This is a genomic window from Catenuloplanes indicus, assembly GCF_030813715.1.
GTDB lineage: Bacteria > Actinomycetota > Actinomycetes > Mycobacteriales > Micromonosporaceae > Catenuloplanes > Catenuloplanes indicus.
Genome location: NZ_JAUSUZ010000001.1, coordinates 649,995 through 670,846, shown reverse-complemented (window position 1 = coordinate 670,846; position 20,852 = coordinate 649,995). Strand labels below are relative to the sequence as shown.

11 protein-coding genes and 1 tRNA gene are annotated in these 20,852 nt (G+C 74.8%); 6 read left to right on the top strand and 6 right to left on the bottom strand.

Annotated elements, in window-relative coordinates; all coding sequences use genetic code 11:
* Positions 1-2: 2 nt before the first annotated feature.
* Entirely contained in the window at positions 3-941 is a 939-nt protein-coding gene (locus tag J2S42_RS03300) for an alpha/beta hydrolase (RefSeq protein ID WP_307235066.1), read from the top strand.
* A gap of 38 nt (positions 942-979) precedes the next feature.
* Here the strand turns inward: J2S42_RS03300 and J2S42_RS03295 are convergent, their stop codons facing one another.
* Both J2S42_RS03295 and J2S42_RS03290 read right to left on the bottom strand, forming a co-directional pair.
* Complete coding sequence (locus J2S42_RS03295) at positions 980-1,639, bottom strand: DUF998 domain-containing protein (protein ID WP_307235064.1); 660 nt, start codon at positions 1,637-1,639, stop codon at positions 980-982.
* 96 nt (positions 1,640-1,735) lie between these two features.
* Entirely contained in the window at positions 1,736-2,824 is a 1,089-nt protein-coding gene (locus J2S42_RS03290) for a helix-turn-helix domain-containing protein (RefSeq protein ID WP_307235062.1), read from the bottom strand.
* A 77-nt stretch (positions 2,825-2,901) separates the two neighbouring features.
* Here J2S42_RS03290 and J2S42_RS03285 point away from each other — a divergent pair, with 77 nt between their 5' ends.
* Positions 2,902-3,321, top strand: a complete 420-nt coding sequence (locus J2S42_RS03285; RefSeq protein ID WP_307235060.1) for a Rossmann-fold NAD(P)-binding domain-containing protein — start codon at positions 2,902-2,904, stop codon at positions 3,319-3,321.
* Between the two features lie 2 nt (positions 3,322-3,323).
* A complete protein-coding gene (locus J2S42_RS03280; protein ID WP_307235058.1) occupies positions 3,324-3,740 on the top strand; it encodes a nuclear transport factor 2 family protein in 417 nt (138 codons plus the stop codon).
* A gap of 302 nt (positions 3,741-4,042) precedes the next feature.
* Here the strand turns inward: J2S42_RS03280 and J2S42_RS03275 are convergent, their stop codons facing one another.
* The 3 genes from J2S42_RS03275 to J2S42_RS03265 form a co-directional block, all read right to left on the bottom strand.
* A complete protein-coding gene (locus tag J2S42_RS03275; RefSeq protein WP_307235056.1) occupies positions 4,043-4,603 on the bottom strand; it encodes a hypothetical protein in 561 nt (186 codons plus the stop codon).
* A gap of 192 nt (positions 4,604-4,795) precedes the next feature.
* Entirely contained in the window at positions 4,796-5,191 is a 396-nt protein-coding gene (locus J2S42_RS03270) for a hypothetical protein (RefSeq protein WP_307235054.1), read from the bottom strand.
* Between the two features lie 75 nt (positions 5,192-5,266).
* Positions 5,267-16,378: a non-ribosomal peptide synthetase/type I polyketide synthase gene (locus tag J2S42_RS03265; protein ID WP_307235052.1), complete on the bottom strand. Its 11,112-nt coding sequence runs from the start codon at positions 16,376-16,378 to the stop codon at positions 5,267-5,269.
* Between the two features lie 214 nt (positions 16,379-16,592).
* Between J2S42_RS03265 and J2S42_RS03260 the strand changes: the two genes are divergently transcribed.
* The 3 genes from J2S42_RS03260 (at position 16,593) to J2S42_RS03250 (ending at position 19,733) form a co-directional block, all read left to right on the top strand.
* Positions 16,593-17,051, top strand: coding sequence for a hypothetical protein (locus J2S42_RS03260; protein WP_307235050.1), 459 nt, complete (start codon positions 16,593-16,595; stop codon positions 17,049-17,051).
* A 372-nt stretch (positions 17,052-17,423) separates the two neighbouring features.
* Positions 17,424-17,554 (top strand) — tRNA-OTHER (locus J2S42_RS03255).
* Positions 17,555-17,597: 43 nt separating this feature from the next.
* Positions 17,598-19,733 (top strand): TerD family protein, encoded by a 2,136-nt coding sequence (locus J2S42_RS03250; protein WP_307235048.1) that lies wholly within the window; start codon positions 17,598-17,600, stop codon positions 19,731-19,733.
* Between the two features lie 250 nt (positions 19,734-19,983).
* Here the strand turns inward: J2S42_RS03250 and J2S42_RS03245 are convergent, their stop codons facing one another.
* Positions 19,984-20,721: an SDR family NAD(P)-dependent oxidoreductase gene (locus J2S42_RS03245; RefSeq protein ID WP_307235046.1), complete on the bottom strand. Its 738-nt coding sequence runs from the start codon at positions 20,719-20,721 to the stop codon at positions 19,984-19,986.
* Positions 20,722-20,852 lie beyond the last annotated feature (131 nt).

Sequence of the window (20,852 nt, the reverse complement as noted above, 5' to 3'; positions counted from 1 at the left end):
CCATGACTCTGTCTCTGGACCCCGAGATCGCCGCGGCGCTGGCTCCGATGGCCGGTGTCACGCCACCCGCGGTGGGTGACATCGAAGGACGCCGAGCCTTCTGGGAGCCGGTCATCGGCGCCGCCGGCGCCGCGCAGCCGATGCCCACCGACGTCACCATGACCGACCACGTCATCACCGCCGGTGACGGAACACGGATCACCGCACGCTGGTACGTCAAGGACGGCGCGACACCCGGCCCGGCCGCGCTCTTCTTCCACGGCGGCGGATACATCTTCGGCCACATCGACCTGTTCGACGGCCCGGTCGCCCGGTACGTGTCCGCCTCCGGCGTACCGATGCTGTCGGTGGAGTACCGCCGCGCGCCGGAGTTCCCGTTCCCGACGCCGCTCGAGGACGCGTACGCCGCCCTGAGCTGGCTGCACGACCGCGCCCCGGAACTCGGCGTCGACCGGGAACGGATCGCGGTGATGGGCGACAGCGCCGGTGGCGGCATGGCGGCCGCGCTGGCGATCCTGACCCGTGACCGCGGCGGCCCGGCGATCGCCCGGCAGATGCTCATCATGCCGATGCTCGACGACCGGATCGCCACCCCGGACCCGCACATCACGCCGTACGCGTTGTGGTCCTACGACGACAGCCGCACCGCGTGGCCGGCACTGCTCGGCGAGGCCGCGGGCGGGCCCGGCGTCCCGCCGACCGCCGCACCGGCCCGGCTCGGCGACGCCACCGGGCTGCCGCCGGCCTACATCGAGGTGGGCCAGCTCGACGTGTTCCGCGACGAGGACCTCGCGTACGCGGCCATGCTCAGCCGCGCGGGCGTCCCGGTCGAATTCCACCTGCACCCCGGCGCGCCGCACGAGTTCGACTCGATCGCGTTCACCTCCGACGTGGCCCGGCGCGCGATCGCCGACCGGGTCCGGGTCCTCCGGTCACTCTGAACCGGGTCCGGCTTCTCCCGGGACGGCCGAGGCCGTCTTCAGGGTTTGGCCGGCCGGCGGGCGATGCCCAGGGCCAGGGCGGCGATCGCGGCGGCGCCGAAGGCGGCGAGCAGGCGCTCGAACAGCCCGGTCAGCCCGGCCGGGGCGTTGACGAACGCGAACAGCAGCACGGCGAACCCGACGGCGACGCCGCGGAACGGCCACGCCCAGCGCTCCCAGCCCGGCGCCCGCTTCATCGCCGCGGCCAGCACCAGGGCCGCGATCGCGAAGAGCACGATACCGGTCGGGGTGATCATCGTGTCGATCTTGCCGCCGAGCGTGGCCCGCTGGCCGGCCCCGGTGCACCCGGGATCGGCCAGCCGGCAGCCCTGCCGCTCGGCCGCGGCGAGCAGATCACCGACACCGAAGATGGACAGCGCCAGCAGCACCGCCCCGACCGTGGCGAAGCGGCCGCCGGGACGCAACGCCGGCCGCACCGACAACCAGGCGAACAGGATGGTGCCCAGACCACACACCGTGAACACGACGATGAGCACGGCGGCGGCCGGCGCACCGACGGCCAGCATGTCGCTGATCGTGTGCGCCGCCACGCTGTACCCGCCGCCCTGCCACCCGGCCGCGAGCAGCCAGCTCCCCACGAACAGAACCTGGGCCGCAAATCCCACCCAGGCCCATCGCCGCACCCCGTCTGCGATCACCTGCGGCATCCTACTAAACGCCGTCGATGCCTCCCGGCGCCGCCCTCATCCACATCGATGCCGTCCGCGGCTGCCGGACCGGCCCGCGTAGACCGGTCACGAGGGTCGTGACGGGTTCAGGGTCTGGGTGCCGATCGCCGCGAGCAGGTCGAGGCGGCTGCGGGCGGCGGTGCCGGGACGCGGGGAGTAGACCAGGATTCGCAGGCCGGAGCCCTCGGCCGTGAGCACGTCGGAGTCCAACGGGATCTCGCCGGCCGCCGGATGGTCGACGATCTTGATGCCGCTCTGGATGCTGCCGACCGACCTCGTCTCCCACAGCCGCCGGAACCGGGGGCTGCGGCGCAGGCGGGCGAGCAACGCCGGGATCTCCGGGTCGTGCGGGTAGCGGCCGGCCGTCACCCGCAGGTCGGCGACGAGCGACGCTTCGAAGGCGTCCCGTTCGGCCTCGGTGTGCCGTAGCCGCGTCGGCTCGTCCTCGAACTGCCAGACCGCGGCGTTGCGGGAGTCGGCGCCGAACCGGGTCGGATCGCCGAACGTGGCGGCGAACAGCGGGTTCCAGTGCAGCAGGTGCCAGGCGGCGTCGAAGACGGCGATCGGGTTGCCGGCGAGCTGGTCGGCCAGCCGCCGTACGCTGTCCGGGATCAGCCGCGGGATGTGGTCCGGCCCGGTGGCGTGACCGGCGAGACGCAGCAGGTGGGCGTGCTCGTCGCCGGAGAGGCGCAGCGCGCGGGCGAGCGCCGAGCACACCTGCGCCGACGGGGTCCTGGCCCGGCCCTGCTCGAGCTGGATCACGTACTCGACCGAGATGCCGGCCAGCGACGCCAGCTCGATCCGGCGCAGGCCGCTGACCCGCCGGGGCGTGTGGTGCGCGAGCCCGACCTCGTCCGGCGCCAGCCGGCCACGCCAGCCGCGAAGTGCGTCACCCAGCTCGTTCATGCGCACCATCATCGGGCACCGGCCCGATGCGGTACGGTCGGCGGCCGCGACCGTCCGGCAGCTGATCGCCGACGGCACCGTACCGCCGCTGCACGGCATCGCGTCGAACGCCGGCGTCTCGCTGCTGTCCGCGACGCAGGCCACCCCGGACGGCCTGGAACGCACGTTCGCGGTCAACGTGCTCGCCCCGCACCTGCTGATCGCCGGCCTCGTCGCGGAGATGGACACGCCGGGACGAATCGTGGTCACGGTCAGTGACACCCACTTCGGCGACTTCAAGCACACGTTCGGCGCGGTACCCGCCGCCGCGCTGGGCGGACCCGGCCGTGCTGGCCCGCCCCGGCGCGTTCCCGGACCCGCAGACCCCGCTCGCCGGCCGTGCCGCCTACACCACCAGCAAGCTCGCCGCGATCTACCTGGTGCACGAGTGGGCGCGGCGCCTACCGCCCGGCATCGACATCGTCGCCCACAATCCCGGCCTGGTACCCGGCACCGGCCTGGCCCGCGAGGCCGGCCCGCTGGCCCGCTTCCTGATGAACGTGGCGAGCCGGCCGATGGCGCTCACCCCGCTCGCCGACACCGTCGACGGTGCCGGCCGCAAGCTCGCCGACGTCATCCTCGGCCGGACCGAGGTGCCGTCGGGTTCATACATCGACCGTACGCACGTGGCGCGTTCCTCCGGCGAGTCCTACGACGAGAGCCGCGAGCGCGCCCTGTTCGACCACCTGCGGAAGATCGGAGCCTGACCATGACAGACCTGCGCACGTACGCCGAGAAGTTCCTCGCCGCGATGGAGAACCGCTCCCCGGATTCGATCGCGCCGCTGCCGGCACCGGACGTGGTCGAGGAGGTCCCGATGTCGTTCGACGGCGGTCCCGCTCCCGCCGAGGTGCTGACCGGCCGGGACGCGGTGCTGGAATTCCTCGGCGGCCTCACCACCATGATCGGGAAGGTGAGCTGGCTCGACCGCGAGTTCACCGTGGACGAGGCCGCCGGCGTGGTGATGGTGGAGTGCCGCGGCGACGTGCTGCTGGCCGGCAGCGGCGCACCGTACCGCAACCGCTACGTCTACAAGTTCGTGATCCGCAACGGCCTGATCCAGCTCATCCGCGAGTACGCCAACCCGATCACGGTCGCCGGCCTGCGAAGCAGCCTGGCCCCGTAAAGGCCCTGCGCCGCGTCGGTCACCTCGCCCGGCGCGGCACCGATGTCCGGCATCCGGCCACCGGCGGGGAGGTGTGGCCGCGGCCCTCGTTCTCGCGCGTGCCCACCGACTCCACCTCGATGCGGACGACGACGCCATCCGGCGCGTGCGGATCGCGCTTCCGGAGACTCCGGACCGCACCTGTTTCGTCGTCGGCACCGCGGACGGCCGCGTCACGAGGTGACCGACACGACCCTTGTCCGCGGACGGCACCCGGTGCGGAGCGCGCCGGGTGCCGTCCGCGGACGGATCTCGCCGCCGGATCAGGCGGGCAGGACGTACGCCGCCACGCCCTCGTACCGGTACCCGAGGTTGTTGAACGCGTTCTGTGCCTCGTTCCAGTCGGTGGTGTAGAAGTGGTCGCTGGGGCCGGGGTGGTAGAGCCGGTGCAGCGCGACGAGGCCGCCGCCCTTCGTGGCCCGCACGTGCGCGGTGACGCCTTCGTACGTGTACCCGAGGTTGTTGAACGCGTTCTGTGCCTCGTTCCAGCTGGTGGTGTAGAAGTGGTCGCCGGTGCCCGGGTGGTAGAGCCGGTGCAGCGGGACGCGGCCCTGGCCGCCGCCGGTCCAGACCCGCGCCGCGACGCCCTCGTACGTGTACCCGAGGTTGTTGAACGCGTTCTGCGTCTCGTTCCAGCTGGTGGTGTAGAAGTGGTCGCCGGCGCTACCGCTGTAGAGCCGGTACAGGTTCGTGGTGGCGACCGCGGCGCGCGCGGCCGGGCGTTCCACGGTCGTCGAGGCCGCGGCCGCCGCCGGCAGCGCGACGATGACGACCGCGGTCAGCGTGGTGAGGATCGCTCTCGTCCATGATTTTCCGGCCTTCATGCTTCCCCCTCTTCGATGAGCCCGCCCCCCGGGCAGGCCGACAACACAAAGGACCATCAGTGTCCGTCGGCGCGTGGAGCCGGGGAGCAGATATGGCGGTGATCGCATGTTTGACCGACGAATCAGTCAGTCCGGAACCGCCACGGCCCCGGAACGACGGTACGGACGGCAGCCGGGCGGGCGTGGTGAAGGTCAGCGCAACCGTACGGATGCGTAGTGGCACACGTTCTTGTTGTAGATGCCGGGTCCCACGTTCGTGTGAGTCGCGAGGAACGCCGCCGTACGCAGGTCGTAGTAGTCGATGTCCGCTCGCTGGCCGGAATGGATCTCGAACCGGTTGATCGGGTCCTGTACGGTGCCGTTCATCGTGTTCCCGCCGAAGAGCACGCGTTTGCGGCTGTTGGCGTCGGTGGCGAAGAAGAAGCCGATTCCGACGTTGGACGGCCCCGCGTTCAGCATGAGGCCGGTGCACGACGGGTGCGCCGCGGCAACGGCCGCGTCGGTTCCCGCGGACGCCCCGGACCCGGCGGCGAGCACGGCGAACAGCGACAGCGAGGCTCCCAGCAGTGCGGTGCGTGACCGAATCATGTTCCACCAATCCCGTCCCTCGACTTCGTTGATCGAAGGTTATGAGCGCGCGCCCGCCTCGCACACGACACCTGTTCAAGGAACGGGCCGGTCGACGCGGTGGTGGAGCAGGTGCAGGGGCGCGGCCGTGATACCGGTGACGGTGAGGGCGTCCCAGTAGGCCGTGGCCGAGGCGGCGTCGACCGGGCCGAGCACGGCGGGCAGGCCGGGATCGGCCGCGTGCAGCAGGGACTCCAGCTGGCACGACGCCATGCCGAGCGCGGCCGGGCGGACGCCGGCCGGCAGGCCCGCGGCGACCTCGCGGGTGGCCGGACCGGCGTCGAGCAGACCGCCGCCGACGATCAGGACGTCCTGCCGCTCACGCATCCGGTCGAGGGCCCGTGCGGTGTCGAAGCAGTGCGGGAACGAGTCGTCGACCAGGACGGTGCCGGGGCGCAGCCGGTCCACGTCGAGCGTGCCCGGCCCGCCACTGGCCGCGGCCATGATGACGTCGGCGTCGTACACCGGGCCGGTGCCGTCGGTGGCGATCCGGACGTCGCCGGGATAGCCGTCCGCGCACAGCGTCGCGGCCAGCGTCTCCAGACGGCCGGCGGCGGCCGGGAGATCGCACAGGACGAGCCCGGCGGGTGCGGTGCCGGGCCGGCGCAGCAGCAGGCGCAGTGCGGACTCGCCGATCGAGCCGACGCCGAGCACGGCCAGTACGCTGCCGGGCAGCGACCGGCCGTGGTGGGCGACCGCGGCCAGCGTGGTGCGGACCACGGACGCGGCGGTCACGGCGTGCCCGGTGGTGATCCGGGCGGTGGACCGCACCAGCGGTGTCACGGCGGTGCCGTAGCCGGTGTGGGCGGGGATCATTCCGGCGAGGGAGACGCTGCCGGCGCCGAGCGCGGCGGCCAGGTCCACGGCCGCGGCGACGTCGGAGGCGAGGCCGGGTGCGGTGAGTTCGTCGGCGAAGCGGGGCAGGCAGACGAAACCGGACCGGCCGAGCGCGGTCGTCACGGTCTCCAGCAGCCGTGGCCGCCCGCCGGGGAACACCGCCGCCCGCACCGATTCCCGGTCCAGATCGGGCAGCGCCCGGCGCACCGGCTCCGGGGCCATGGCGAGCAGGTCGGCCGGTGCCGGCAGGTAGCCGACCAGCGCCGCGTCGAGGTACCGCAGCTGGGCCTCGAGGTGCGCGGCCATCTGCGCGAGGCGATCGGTGCCGAGCCGGCCGCGGACGGTGAGCCGCAGCCTGCCGCCGGCCGGGCGCACGGCCAGCAGCACCTCGGTGCCGGGCGGTACGCCCAGGTCGGCGTCCTCGCCGCTCCAGGACAGCCGGAGTGTCCGGCGGTCCCGGGTGCCGAGCGCGTCGAAGTCGAGGTAGGTGAAGAAGTACCGCCAGCCGTGCGGTGCGGTGAACGTGCGCGTGCGCGCGTCGGTGACCTCGGCGGCCAGCCGGCCGAGGTCGTCCCCGGCGGACCGGACCGCGACCGCGGTCGCGCACGGGCCGAAGACCTGACCGAGGCCGGGCAGCGCGTGGTCGCGGCCGGTCACGGCCACGCCGACGGTCGGCTCCGGTTCGCCGCTCAGCTCGGCCAGCGTGCGGTGGAACGCGGCCAGGACCGGCGCGAACGGTGTCACGCCCGCGGCCGACGCGGTGGCCCGCAGCCGGGCCACCGCCGCCTCGTCCAGCGTGAACCCGGTCGAGACGACCGGCCCGAACGCCGCATGGTCGTTGGGCACGACGACCGGCGTCCGTCCTTGGTGGAGCGCCACGTAGTCGCGGAACGTGGACGTCAGCGGCGGCAGCGGCTGCCCGTCGTACGCGGCCAGCAGTTCCCGGGTGAGCAGCGCCATGCTGTAGCCGTCGCCGATCAGGTGGTGGGCGTGCAGCATCAGCACGTGCTCCCGGGGCCCGGTGCGCAGCAGCCGGATCCGGGCCAGCGGCCACCGGGCCGGGTCGAACCGGTGGGCCCGTTCCGCGGCCACCTGGTCGTCGAGGGGCCCGGGCGCCGGGTCGTAGCCGACGGTCAGGCGCGGGACGCCGGTCACCTCGTACTGTGCCGGTGGGCGGGCGTCCGGCCGGAACACGGTGCGCAGCATGGGATGCCGGGCGACGAGGTCGTCGACCGCGCGCTGGAACCGGTCCGGGTCCAGCGGGCCGTGCAGGCGCGGGGTCGCCAGCCAGGTGGTGGCCGCACCGGCCAGGCCGGCCAGCAGGAAGCCGCGCTGGCTCGGAGTGAGCGGGAACTCGGGTCCGGCCGGGGCGTCCGGGACCGGCGCCAGCGTGGCGGCGTCGATCGCGGCGGCGAGTGCGGCCGGCGTACGGTGACGGTAGATCACGGTCGGCCGGGGCAGCACCGGCAGGTCCCGGGCCAGGTCGGCGAACAGGTCCAGCGCGCCGATCGAGTCGCCGCCGAGCGCGAACCAGTCGTCGTCGCGCCCCACCCGGGGTACGCCGAGCCGTGCCGCCCACGCGCGGGCGACCAGCCGTTCCGTGCCGGTGACCGGATCGTCGTCCGCCGGCTGGCTCAGGCCGGCCCGGTCGACCTTGCCGGTGGGCGTGAGCGGCAGCGCGCCGACGACCTCGATGCGCGCCGGGACGAGGTACGGCGGCAGCACCCGCTCGAGGTGCGCCCGGAGCTCCGCGCCGGCCGGGGGAGTGATGCCGCGCGGCTGCACCCAGGCGGTCAGCCGGCCGCCGTCGAGCCGCACGGCCGCGCCGTCGACGCCCGGGTGGCCGCGCAGCACCGCCTCGATCTCGCCCGGCTCGATCCGGTGCCCGTGCAGCTTGATCTGGTCGTCGATCCGGCCGCGGAACCACAGCACCCCGTGCGCGTCGCGGACGCCGCGGTCGCCGCTGCGATACCAGCGGATGCCGTCCTGGTCCAGGAACGCCGCCGTGGTCTGCTCCTCGTCGTCGAGGTAGCCGGCCGCGACGCCGGTGCCGCCGATGTAGATCTCCCCGGCCGTGCCGGGCGGGCAGACCGCGCCGTCCGGGTCGCGCACCTCGACGATCGCGCCGGCGACCGGCCGCCCGATCGGCAGGTGCGTCACGCCGTCGGCCGGCCGTTCGCGTACGACGTGGTAGGTGGCGTTGATCGTGGTCTCGGTGGGGCCGTACAGGTTCGCGACCGGGCGGTGCGGCCCGGCCAGGTCGAACCAGCGCCGCACGTGCGCGGCGGACAGTTCCTCGCCGCCGACGTGCACCCACCGCAGCGACTCCAGACCGGGCCGCTCCGGCCGCTGCTCGGCCGCGCCGATCAGCCGTTCCCACAGCGTCGGCACCGAGCTCCACACCGTGACCCGGTCCCGTTCGAGCCGGGACAGCAGCAGGTCCGGATCGCGTACGGTGTCGCGGTCCCAGGCGACCACGGTCGCGCCGGCGATGAGCGGGGCGAGCAGCTGCCGGACGGAGGCGTCGAAGCAGATCGACGCGGTCTGGGCCAGGCGGTCACCGGCCCAGTAGCCGAACGTGGCCACGGCCCAGTCCAGGTAGGTGGTCATGGCGCGGTGGCTGACCACGACGCCCTTGGGCCGCCCGGTCGATCCGGACGTGAAGATGACGTACGCGTCGTCGTCCGGCCCGGTGGTCACCGCCGGCGGGGCGCCGTCCAGCCCGTCGCCGGTGCCGACGAGCGTGAACCCGTCCAGCGCCCCGGCGTGCGCGCCGTCGTGGACCACGATGCCGGCGCCGGCCCGCCGTAGCTGCCCGGCGAGCCGGGCCGGCGGGTGCGCGGCGTCCAGCGGCACCCATGCCGCGCCGGCCTTCAGGATCGCCAGCAGCCCCACGACGGTCGTCGCGCCGGGACCGGTCAGCAGGCCGATCCGCCGCTGCCGGTACGTGGCCAGCCGGTTCGCGAGCCGGTCGGAGGCGGCGTCCAGGGCCGCGTAGGACAGCGCTGCGCCGTCGGTGAGCACGGCGGTCGCGTCCGGGGTGCGGCGGGCCTGCTGCCTGATCCGCTCCACCACCGCCGGCGGCGCGGCCGGCGGTTCCTCGCCGAGCGAGGCCAGATGCGCGGCGGCGAGACGTTCCACGGTCTGCGCCGTGAACAGCGCGGCCGGGTAGTTCCACGAGAAGTGCAGCGTGCCGTGCGCCTCGAAGCACACCAGGCTCAGGCGGGTCGCGGCCGACGCGCTGCCGGCGACCGTGGCCAGCACGGTGCCGCCGGTAGGGCCGGTGCCGGGGAAGCGGGCGAAGCTGAACGACGCCGGGCTGACCGTCCGCGGGCCCTCGCCGCCGACGGTCAGCATCCGTGCCAGGTCCACGGTGGACACCGAACCGTGCCGTTCGCTGGTCAGCCACGCGTCGCGCAGCCGGGCGGCGAGCGCGGCCACCGGCTCACCGGGGCGCACGCCGGCGAGTACCGGCAGGGTGTCCGCGAACGGGCCCACCATCCGCTCCACGCCCGGCATCCGCGCGGTGCGGCCGGCGCGGGCCACCGACACCGGCACGCTGCGCTGCCCGCTCCACTCCGACAGGCAGCGCACGTAGCCGGCCAGCAGCAGATGGAACAGCGTCACCCCGGCGGCCCGGGCCCGGGCGGTGAGCCGGGCGGCCAGCTCGGGACCGATCGACACCTGGTGCAGCGCGTACGGGCCGGCCGGTGCCGCCGCCGGATCACCGTCGAACGGCAGAGCGAGACCGGGGTACGCCGCGAGCATCGCCCGCCAGTAGGCCAGGTCGTCCGCGGACGCCGCCGCCCGGGCGGCGGCGTGCCCGGCGAATCCGGCGGCCGGTGCGGGCGGCAGCGGCGTGCCCGCGTCGAGCGCGGCGAGTTCGTCGCCGAGGATCGCCAGGCTGTAGCCGTCGGCGGCGGCGTGGTGCGCGACCAGCATCAGGTGCGCCCGGTCCGGCCCGTCGACGGCGAGCACCGCGCGGACCGGCGCCTCCCGGGTCAGGTCGAACGTGCGGTTGCGCAGCGCGGTCTCGAACTGCTCGATCGGTGTGCCGAGCGTGGTCACGGTGAACCAGCCGGGCGTGCCGTCGCCGGGCGCGGTGATGTGCTGCCCGTCCGGGCCGAACCGCATCCGCAGCATGGGATGGCGTCGTTCGAGTGTGGCCAGGGCCCGGCCGAGCCGGTCCGGGTCGACCGGGCCGGCGAGCGTCCGCCGCACGTAGGCGTAGGCGGGCACCCGCGGGTAGAGCAGGCCGGTGGAGCGGAACGCCTGCTGCACCGGGCTGAGCGGGAAGGCGGCGCCGCCGGCCAGGTGCCGGGCCAGTTCGCCGAGGGTACGGTGTTCGAAGAACAGCGTGGTCGACAGTGTGCGTTCGAGCCGCGTCTCCAGGTGCTTGACCAGGTCGACCGCGGTCAGTGAATCCAGGCCGAGGGCCAGGAACGGCTCGTCGAGCCCGATCGTGTCCGGTGCCCGGCCGAGCGGCTCGGCCAGCAGCTCGCGCACGATCGCCACCACCCGGTCGTGACCGACCGGGGGTGGGCCGGCCTGGCCTGCCGGCGCGGCGGCGGCCCCGCCGGTGGGCGCTGCGATCCGGTTGCTGAGTGCTGCGGCGGCCTGATCGGCCGCGGCGGCGGTATGGCTGCTGAGTGCCGCGGTGGACCGGTCGGTCGGGGCGGCGGTCTGGCCGGCCGGCGGGATCGGGTCCACCAGTACCTGGCCGGCGCCGGTAGCGGCGGCGGCCCACAGGATGTCCGGGACCGCGTCGAGCGGCAGCCCGCCCTCGCCCCCGCCGTGCCCCGCGGCGATCCCACCGGCCAGCGACGGCAGGTTGACCGAGACGAACCGGCCGCCCGCGGCGCGTTCCGCGGCGGCGAACGCGTCGAGGAAGGCGTTGCCGGCGGCGTAGTCGCCGATCGCACCGGCGAGGCCGGGCCGCACGGACGACACCGACGACAGGGCGACGATCAGCGGCCGCCGGTCACGTACCGCGTCGGTGAGCAGTCGTGTCCCGCGGACCTTGGCCGCGAGCACGGCCGCCACGTCCGCCGGTGTCTTCGCGCGCAGGCTGCCGGGGCGAACGATCCCGGCCGCGTGTACCACCACGTCCAGTGTCCGGCCGTCGACCAGCCCGGATACGTCCGCGGCGACGGACACGTCCGCGGTTCGGTACTCCGCCGTGGCGCCCAGCTCGCGCAGCTCGCCGAGCAGCGCGGTGGGTTCGGGCCCGCGGCCGGCCAGCAGCAACGTGGGCCGGCCCCGGCGGGCCAGGTGCCGGGCGACGGCGGCACCGGCCGCACCGGCCCCGCCGACGATGAGGTAGCTGCCGTCCGCCGGGATATCCGCCGTGCGTGTGCCGGGGACGGCGGTGAACGTGCGGATCAGGCGCCGGCCGGCCCGCCAGGCGACGATCTCCACGGCCCCGGGCGCGGGCGGGTCGCCGGCCTCCCGGTCCACGATGGAGTGTCGCGCGCCGTTGTCGTCGGCGGAGCAGAGGTCGACGACCCGTACACCCAGCTGTTTCCGCTCGTCGGCCAGGGCCAGGGCGAGCCCGGCCCAGACCGCGTGGGACGGATCGGGCCGCTCGGGACCGACGCCGGTGACGTGCACGTCCTCGGTGACGACGAGCAGGTGCCCGGTCGCCGGTGCGGCGGCCAGTGCCGTCACCGCCTCGTCCGGGGAATCCGTGGCGCGCATGACCGTGACCGCGGCGGTCACCGGCCCGTCCACCGGTGCGGACGCGTCCACCCAGTGCGGCGTCGCAAGCGCGGGCGCGGCGGCGCGTTCCGGCGTCGCGAGCGGGGCGGTCTCCACCCAGAACCGGCGGCGCTGGAACGGATACGTCGGCAGGTCCACCCGGGCGGTGCCCGCGTCCAGCAGCGTCCGGTCCAGCGCGGCGCCGAGCTGCCACAGCCGGCCCGCGGTGGCCAGCAGCGCGGCCGCGTCGGTCCCGGCCTGCCGCACGGATGCCCGGGGCAGCAGCGGCGCCAGCGCGGGGCTCCCGCCGAGTTCGACGAAGGTGTCGTGGCCGGCCGCCCGGAGCCGGTCCGCCGCGTCCGCGAAACGCACCGGCTGCACTGCCTGAGCGGTCAGGTAGGCGCCGTCGTAGGCGGCGCCCCACTCGCCGGTGACCGTGCTCAGCAACGGAATCCGCGCCGGTGCCGCCTCCGGGCGCAGGCCGGCGAGCCGGTCGGCGACCGGCCGCATGGCGGGGGAGTGGAACGCGTGCGACACGGCCAGTCGGCGGGCCCCGATACCGCGCGCGGCGAGCAGCGCGAGCACCCGGTCGAGCGCCGCCACCGGCCCGGCCAGCACCACCCGGCCGGCCGCGTTCTCCGCCGCGATCACCACCCGGTCGCCCGGCACGGTCCCGGCGCCGGTGCGGTCCGCGGTGGTCGCCACGCGGCCGCCGGGCACGCCGGCTGCGGTGGTGGTGTGGTCCGTGGTGCTCAGCGCCCGGTCGCCGAGCACGTCGCGCACCACGTCAGGACCAGCCGCGACCGCGGCCATCGCCCCCGGCGCGGCCAGCTCGGCCGTCAGCCGTCCCCGTGCGGCCGCGAGCCGTACCGCGTCCGCGCCGGTGAGGATGCCCGCGCTGACCGCGGCCGCGAACTCACCGATGCTGTGCCCGGCCACCGCGTCCGGTGTGATGCCGTACGCGTGCAGCTGTGCCGCCTGTGCGACGGCGAACGCGACCACCAGCGGCTGGGTCACCTCGGTGCGCTCCAGCTCCGCCGCCGGCACGGCCGGATCGACGCACCACTGCACGAGGGTACGTCCGGCGACCGGCCCGGCCGCGGCGGACAGCTCGTCGAGCGTGCGGCGGAAGACGGCCGCGTGCGCGTAGAGGGCGGCGCCCTGCCCCGGGCGCTGGGTGCCCTGCCCGCCGAACAGGAACGCCACCTTCGGAGCTCGGGTGACCGAGCCGGGCCGGTGCTCCCCGTCCAGCCGGGCAGCCAGGTCACCGTCGGCCACGATCGCCACCCGGTGCGGCCCGTCGTCCCGGGCGGTCGACGCGGTCGCGCACACGTCGGCCTCGGCGAGGTCCGGATGCGCGCGCAGATGCGCGGCCAGCTCCGCGACCGCGGCACGCAGCGCGCCGCCGGTGCGGGCCGACAGGGTGAGCAGATGCGGCCCGGCCGGCCGGGACCGCGACACCGGCGACTCCGGCGGCGCTGCGGCCAGGATCACGTGTGCGTTCGTGCCGCCGAACCCGAAGCCGTTGACCCCGGCCACGGCCGGCCCGGTCCACGGCCGCCGCTCGGTGACCACCTCGAACCCGGCACCGGCCAGGTCGAACCGCGGCGACGGACGGCCGGCGTGCAGCGACGGCGGGATCTCCCGGTGCCGCAGCGCCAGGATCACCTTGACCAGCGCCGGCAGCCCGGCCGAGTTGAGCAGGTGCCCGACGTTCGTCTTGACCGACCCGACCGGACGCGGCCGGCCGTCCGGCCGCGGCGGGAACGCGAACGCCAGCGACCGCGCCTCGGTCGCGTCGCCGATCGGCGTGCCGGTGCCGTGCGCCTCGACGTAGGAGACGTCGGCCGGGTCCACGCCGCTGTCCCGGTACGCCTCCGTGATCACCTCCCGTTGCCGCAGCGGGTTGGGTGCCATCAGGCTCAGCGAGCGGCCGTCGTTGTTGACGGCCGAGCCCCGCACCACCGCCAGCACCCGGTCGCCCGGGTCGTACCCGAGTCTGGTCAGGACCAGTGCCGCACCGCCCTCGCCGGGCACGAAACCGTCCGCGTCCGCGGCGAACGCCCGGGACCGCCCGGACGGCGACAGCGCGCGGGCCTCGCCGAGCAGCCGCTCACCGGTCCCGGTGAGGTTCAGGTTGACGCCGCCGACCACGGCCACGTCGCAGTCGCCGGCGGCCAGCGCGCGGCGGGCCGTGTGCAGCGCGACCAGCGCGGACGAGCACGCGGTGTCGATCGCGATCGCCGGGCCGCGCAGGTCGAGCAGGTGCGCCACCCGCGCACCGGCGAGGTTGCGCAGCGTGCCGGTCAGCGCGTGCGCGCCGCCGGCCCCGGACCGCTCGGCCAGCGCCGGGTAGTCACTCTCGCCGACGGCGACGAAGACCCCGATCCGGTGGGCGTGCCGGCGCGGGCCGGCGTAACCGGCGCGTTCCAGGGCCTCGTGCGCCAGCTCCAGGAGGATCCGGGCGTGCGGGTCGAGCAGCCGGGCCTCGTCCTCGCCGATGCCGAAGAACTCGGCGTCGAACAGGTCGGGGCCGGCCAGGAACGCGCCGGGCCCGCGGGGCGCGTCCGTGACGCTGTCCAGGCCGGTGACGAGGTTGTGCCAGAACCGCTCGGGGTCGTCCGCGTCCGGGAACCGGCAGGCGAGCCCGACGACGGCGAGGTCCTCCGTCCGTACCGTGGCGATGTGGTCCTGCCGCGCAGCGGTGGGTCGTGGCGGTTCGGGCCGGGACAGCCGGTCGGCCAGCGCGGCGACGGTGGCGCAGTCGCGCAGCAGCGCCGGGTCGAGCGTGCGGCCGAGGGCGTCCTCGAGGAGCGCCAGCACCTCCATGGCCGCCACCGAGCTTCCGCCGATGGCCAGGAACCGGTCGTGCGCGCCGATGCGCTCCTCGGGGACACGCAGCACCCGGGCCCAGACCGCGCGCACCGTCCGTTCCAGGTCGCCGGTCACCACCGGTCCAGCGGCCGGCGCGGTCGCCGCTTGTCCAGCGGCCGGCGCGGTCACGGCTGGGCCGGTGTCCGTCGCGGTCGCCGCCGGCTCGGTGGCTGTCGTGGCCGGTGCCGGCTCGCTGTCCGGCCGGCGGGCCAGACGGTCGCGCAGCACCTGCCGGCGCAGCTTGCCGCTGGTGGTGCGGGCGAACGCGCCCGGCGGCACCAGCCGCACCTCGACCGCGGCGTAACCGAGCGCCTCCGCCACCCGCACCCGCACCTCGGCGGCGACCTCGGGCCGGTCCCGTACGGCCGGTGCGCTCAGGAACACCACGACCCGTTCCTCCGTGCCCTCGGTCGTGCCGACCACGGCCAGCGGGCCGCTGCCCAGCCCGGGCGTCGCGGCCGCCACCTCCTCCAGGTCCGCCGCGTGGAACGTGCGGCCGTGCACGAACACCACGTCCTTGTGCCGGCCGGTGACACACAGCCGGCCGGCACGGACGAAACCGATGTCACCGGTACGCAGCCAGCCGTCCACGATCGCGGCCGCGGTCGCCTCCGGGGCCCGGTGATAGCCGCGCGTGACGTTCGGCCCGCGCACCTGCACGTGCCCCACGATGCTGTCGCCGACCGGCTGGTCCTCGTCGTCGACCACCCGGATCGTGCAGCCCTCCACGGGGTGCCCGACGTCCATCACCTCGGCCGCCGTGGTGTCGTCCGGCGCGGCCGGCAGCGCCACGCCACGTGCGAGCGCGGCCCGGCTCAGCCGCACCGGCACGGCCGGCTCCCCGACCGGCGGGCAGGACACCGCCACGGTCGCCTCGGCCAGCCCGTACACCGGTTGCAGTGCCTCCGGGCGCAGCCGGGCGCGGGCCATGCGGGCGGTGAACGCGCGCCACACCGCCGGGGAGATCGGCTCCGCGCCGACGATCATCAGGCGTACGCTGCTCAGGTCCAGGTCGTCGAGCAGCTCCGGGCGTACCCGCCGGTTGGTGAGCGCGAGCGCGAAGTTCGCCGCGGACAGCACGGTCGCGCGGTGCCGCTGTGCGGTGCGCAGCCACACCTCGGGCCGCTTCGCGAACGTCAGCGGGTCGATCCGCACCTGCTTGCAGCGCCGGTGCAGCGGCACCAGATGGGTGCCGATCAACCCCATGTCGTGGAAGTACGGCATCCAGGTCAGCACGACGTCGCCGGCACCGAGCGCGGCGGCCCGCGCGGCCTGCTCCACGTTCGCGGCCACGTTGCCGTGGGTGAGCTCGACGCCCTTCGGCGTGCCGGTGCTGCCCGAGGAGAACTGCAGGAACGCAAGGTCGCCGGCGCGGACCGGGACCGGTGCGGGCAGCGGCTCCGCACCGATGGGCGGTGCACCGCCGACGTGCGGTGGGTCGCCGAGCAGCGCCGCGACCGCGGCAACCCGCTTCGGCTCCGGGGGCAGCGGCACGGGTACGACGCCTGCGAACACCGCCCCCCAGAACAGCGGCAGGAACGCGGCGCCGTCCTCGACGACCAGCAACGCCGTGTCACCCGGCCGCAGCCCGCGGGCGTGCAGTCCACCGGCGACGCCCAGCGCGTCCCGGTAGAGCTCGGCGCAGGTGGTGACCCGTTCACCGCCGGCACCGTCGGCGTGCACGATCACCTGCTCCGGTGCCTCGGTCGCGGCCAGCACCAGCACGTCGGTCAGCGTCATGATCGCACCCTAGGTCGTCGCGGGCACGGCAGTCCTCGGTAACAGTGACCTATTCAGGTCGCGGCCGATCAATGTGCCGACCAGCGGAAAGTTCGGGTATAGACGCACTTCGACCGTGCACTGTGGTGGCACAAATCCGGGATAACGCGCCCCTACCGGTTCCCATAACTTTTCCCCAGCGCCAGGGCGGCGCTGATCGGGAAGGGACACGGACATGAGCGAGAACTACGGCGACACGATCATCACCGAGGTCGACAGCGACGACAACGGCGTCATCGACACGGTGCTGCACGACTACAACGGCGACGGCGTCACCGACAAGGCCGAGTACGACCTCAACGAGAACGGCGTCGTCGAGAGCACCGTGATCGACCAGGACGGCGACGGCCCGATGGACAGCGAGTACCACGACCTGGACGAGGACGGCCTGGTCGAGTTCAGCGAGCACGACACCGACGGCGACGGCCAGCGCGACACCGCCCTGTTCGACCTCGACGGCAACGGCGTGGCCGACGAGGCCGACATCGACGTCGACGCCGACGGCTCACCCGACCTCATCCTCCGCGACGTCGACGGCGACGGCTTCGCCGACGAGGCCTACGACATCAACGGCACCGCCGAGTGGGCCCCGGTCGACGAGCAGATCCAGATCGACCCGTACGCCCGCGGCTGACCACCCGGTGCGGCAGCCGCACGCCCCCCCCGGGCCCGCCGGACTCATTCGCCGGCGGCCCGGTAACGGCGGACGTACTCCGCCGCCTCCGCCGGCATCGGCTCGCCGTCCTCGGCCACGTACCAGATCTCGTTCTCCAGCCAGAAACGGTACCGGAACGACCTCGCCCGGGTCGCCTAACACCTACTCGATCAAAGCGAACAACCAGGAGGCCGAGCCCTGGACCCGGGCGGCCGGACAGTGGCACCAGGACGACTGCTGGCCGGCCGCGTCGAGACGGCCGGTGAACGCCCTGATCCTGTTGCCCGGCCGTGGTGTTCCCGCTGGTAACTCGATTGCCGGGCGGTCCGGGGGCGTGTGAGGATCTGTCGCGGGTCGCTAGCTCAGTGGTCAGAGCACCGGACTTGGTAGTGCGTTCGCTTTCCGTCCTTCGGCGGTCATGAGGGCGCTTCCTTCTCCTTTTCTGGATCCGGCGGTCCGGGGTTCGAATCCCCGGCGGCCCACTTCCCGTGACGGCCGCACACCGGCGACGAATGGAGGACGCGCGTGCTGGAGAAGCTGATCATCCAGAGGACGCTGCGCGTGCCGGCGAGCACCGGTGCGGCCGGTGACGGTGCGGCCGTGGCCCGGCAGCTGGACGCGGCGCTGCTCGACGCCGGGTTCGGCGCGTCGCGTGAGCTGCTGGAGCACGTGGGCGGGCTGGCGCCGGGGCCGGCGATGGACCTCGCGGTCACGGTCGTCGGCGCGGTGCGTGAGCTGGTCGGCGACCACGTGCGGCACAACGCGTACTTCCCGCGCTTCCCGGACGGCGTGCCGGACACGATGGAGTTCTGGCTGGAGCGGCTGCGCGCGGCCGTGCTCGCCGGTGGCGGTGACCCGGCCGGTGCACGCGTCCCGCCGGGGCTGAACCTGCTCGGCCTGCCCGGGTACGGCACCTACCGGCACACGTACGCGGAGCTGCTGGCCGCGCACGACGAGCTGATCGCATCGGCCGGTGACCGGCTGACGCCGGTGCGCCTCGGCGGCACGGTGCGGGCCGAGGCCGAGCGGCTCTACCTGGCGATGGCCGGCGGCAGCACGCCGCTCGGCACGACCGGCCTGGCGGTGCTGCGCGAGCTCGCGGTCGCCTGCGCGGACGGCCCGCAGCCGGCCACGATCCCGGTCCGGGAGAACCGGGCCGTGCTCAACGGCGTCCGGCTCGTCCTCGGCCGCCCGCTGACCGCGATCGACACCACCACCGACGTGCTCCGGCTGGCCTGCCACGTCTCCGGTGGCGACGCCACGCTCGCCGAACCCACCCGCTTCCGCGCGTTCCCGCGCCGGGAGCGGCGGGTGCTGCTGGCCGCGCTGCACGACGTCGTCGCCGCCGGCCCGGCCAAGCTCGCCGACGTCGCACGGTACGCGGAGCGGTGGAAGCGGCTCGGCGAGCGGCTGCACCCGCACGAGTACCCCCAGTGGCCGCACGCCGCGGACGTGTTCGCGGTCGCCCGCGGCGAGCGGCGCGTGCCGTCGCTGGCCGGCCGCGCCGAGGCGGCGTTCCGGGCCGGTGACACGCGGACGGCCACCGCCGTGCTGACCGCCGCGCCCGGCATGCTGCTGCGCTCGGCGGACCGGCTGCTGCGCACGGACTCCCGCGCCGCGGTCGTGGACGCGGTCACCGGTGCGCTCGGGACGGCGTCCGGTCGGGTGCTGTGCGCGCTGCGCGAGCACGTGGCGAACCGGCGTGTGCCCGCGTCCGCCCGGATGTTCACGGGCCGCTCCGGGCGCGCGTGGGTCGGGCCGGACACGCGTACGCCGCTGCCCGGTGACCTGGTCGACGAGCTGTCGGCACGGCTGGACGCGGAGATCGGCGCCCGGCTGCCGGTGTTCGGCCGGCCGCTGCTGGTCGACCCGGCCGTGCTGGACGTGGCGCTGCCGCTGTCCGGCAAGGCCGCCGCCGGTGGGTTCGCCGTCCTGCCGCGCGGCTCCCGGGCCGCGGTCACCGGCGACCTGCTGCGCTTCTTCACGTACTGGCGGCAGCGCGACCGGCGCACCGACTACGACCTGTCCGTGCTGCTGCTCGACGCGAGCTTCCACACGGCCGGGCAGGTGTCGTGGACGAACTACCGCCACGCCGGCGTGGTCCACTCCGGTGACCTGACCGAGGCCGCCGACGGTGCGACCGAGTTCATCGACGTGCCGCGCGGCAGTGCCACGACGTATGTCGTGCCGCAGGTGTACGTCTACGCCGGTGAGGCGTTCGACGAGGTCGCCGAGTCGATGTTCGGCTACCAGGTCCGCGACCCGGGGCAGCGGGGCACGCCGTTCGACGCGCGTACCGTGCGGGCCCGCTCCGAGCTGCGCGGCACCGGCCGGGTGGCGCTGCCGATGGTGTTCGCGCTCAGCGAGCGCGGCTGGCAGGCGATCTGGCTGCACCTGTACCTGCGCGGCGCACCGTCGTTCAACCGGGTCGAGGACAACACGTTCACCGTCGCCGACCGGGTGCGCGCGCTGGTCGAGCGGGACTACCTGACCGTGGCCCACCTCGTCGGCCTGTGGCGGGACCGGGCCGACGTACGCATGTGGGACGGCCGGCCGCCGGACGAGCCGGTCGTGTTCGTCGGCCTCGAGGCCCCGGACGGACTGCCGGACGGCTCCGAGCTCTACCTGCTGGACCGGCTGACCGAGCTGCTGCCCCGGTAGGATCTGCGGCAGCCGAGGCCATGCGGGCGCTTCCTCCTACACCGTTCAATTCGGGACCTCCGCGCGAGCGGAGGACTGGCGCACAGCTCCCGCGCTCTCCTCGGCCCATGAGGCCCGGTGCCGGCCCGGCAGGTGCCGGCCCCGGGCCCGGCCGCTCGTTGTGACCCGCACCGTGCCGGCCGCCGATCCGCTGCGCGTTTCGTGTCGACTGCGCTGACCGTCCGGGGACGTGCCACGGTGGACGGCTCGCTCACGCCGGCGCGTGCACGCTGCGCTGACCGCCTCCCCGCATCTCCACGACCGTTCCGCCCGCCCCCTGCCGCACGAGGTCCAGGACGACGGCGACGACCTCGGCCGGCGGGATCAGCGGGGGCGATGCCGCGCGTTCAGCGGCGCTCATGCGCTCCCACTGCACCCGGGCCCGGTCCAGCCCGATCCAGTCCGGAGCCACGCACATCATCCGGACCCCGTGCGTACCCGCCAGTCCCGCCACGGTGGAGGTGAACCGGATCAGACCGGCCTTGGCCGCGCCGTACTCGGGCGAACCATAGGGCTCGAACCCGATGCCGCCACTGGAGGCGACGTTGACGACAGCGCCACCGCCCAGAGCCCGCATGGGGTCGAGAACGAGCTGGCTGAGCCGCATCGGCGCGACCAGGTTCAGTTCGACCGTCGACGTCCACTCCGGAGCCGTCGCCTCCGGGTACTGCCGCCGCGGCGTCCAGCCACCGGCGTTGTTGACGAGCACGTGCGGCCCGCCGAGGTCACGCGCGAGTGCCACGATGCGGTCCAGGTCCCGCGGCTCGCGCACATCGGCGCCCAGCGCACGGACCGGTGTCCCGTAGGCCTCGATCAGGGTCGCGCACGCCCGCGCGGCGTGCTCGTCGACGTCGGCGACGACGACACCGTAACCGGCTCGGGCGAGCCCGAGCGCGATCTCGCGTCCCAGGCCGGCACCGCCGCCGGTGACGATCGCAATATCGGCCATGATCATGATCCCTCCGCCGGGATCGCCTTTACCCACGGCCCTTGCCGCTCAAGACAGGCACTGTCTCGGCCGCCCGGGCGACCGCGAGCTCCGCCCGCTCGGCGGCATGGGTCTCGCGTCATGGAGGCGCA

Bases quoted from the DNA above. Each gene is read 5' to 3' on its own strand.
- J2S42_RS03300 (WP_307235066.1), top strand. From the start codon at position 3: ATGACTCTGTCTCTGGACCCCGAGATCGCCGCGGCGCTGGCTCCGATG.
- J2S42_RS03280 (WP_307235058.1), top strand. From the start codon at position 3,324: ATGACAGACCTGCGCACGTACGCCGAGAAGTTCCTCGCCGCGATGGAG.
- J2S42_RS03270 (WP_307235054.1), bottom strand. From the start codon at position 5,191: ATGATTCGGTCACGCACCGCACTGCTGGGAGCCTCGCTGTCGCTGTTC.
- J2S42_RS03275 (WP_307235056.1), bottom strand. From the start codon at position 4,603: ATGAAGGCCGGAAAATCATGGACGAGAGCGATCCTCACCACGCTGACC.
- J2S42_RS03260 (WP_307235050.1), top strand. From the start codon at position 16,593: ATGAGCGAGAACTACGGCGACACGATCATCACCGAGGTCGACAGCGAC.
- J2S42_RS03245 (WP_307235046.1), bottom strand. From the start codon at position 20,721: ATGGCCGATATTGCGATCGTCACCGGCGGCGGTGCCGGCCTGGGACGC.
- J2S42_RS03265 (WP_307235052.1), bottom strand. From the start codon at position 16,378: ATGACGCTGACCGACGTGCTGGTGCTGGCCGCGACCGAGGCACCGGAG.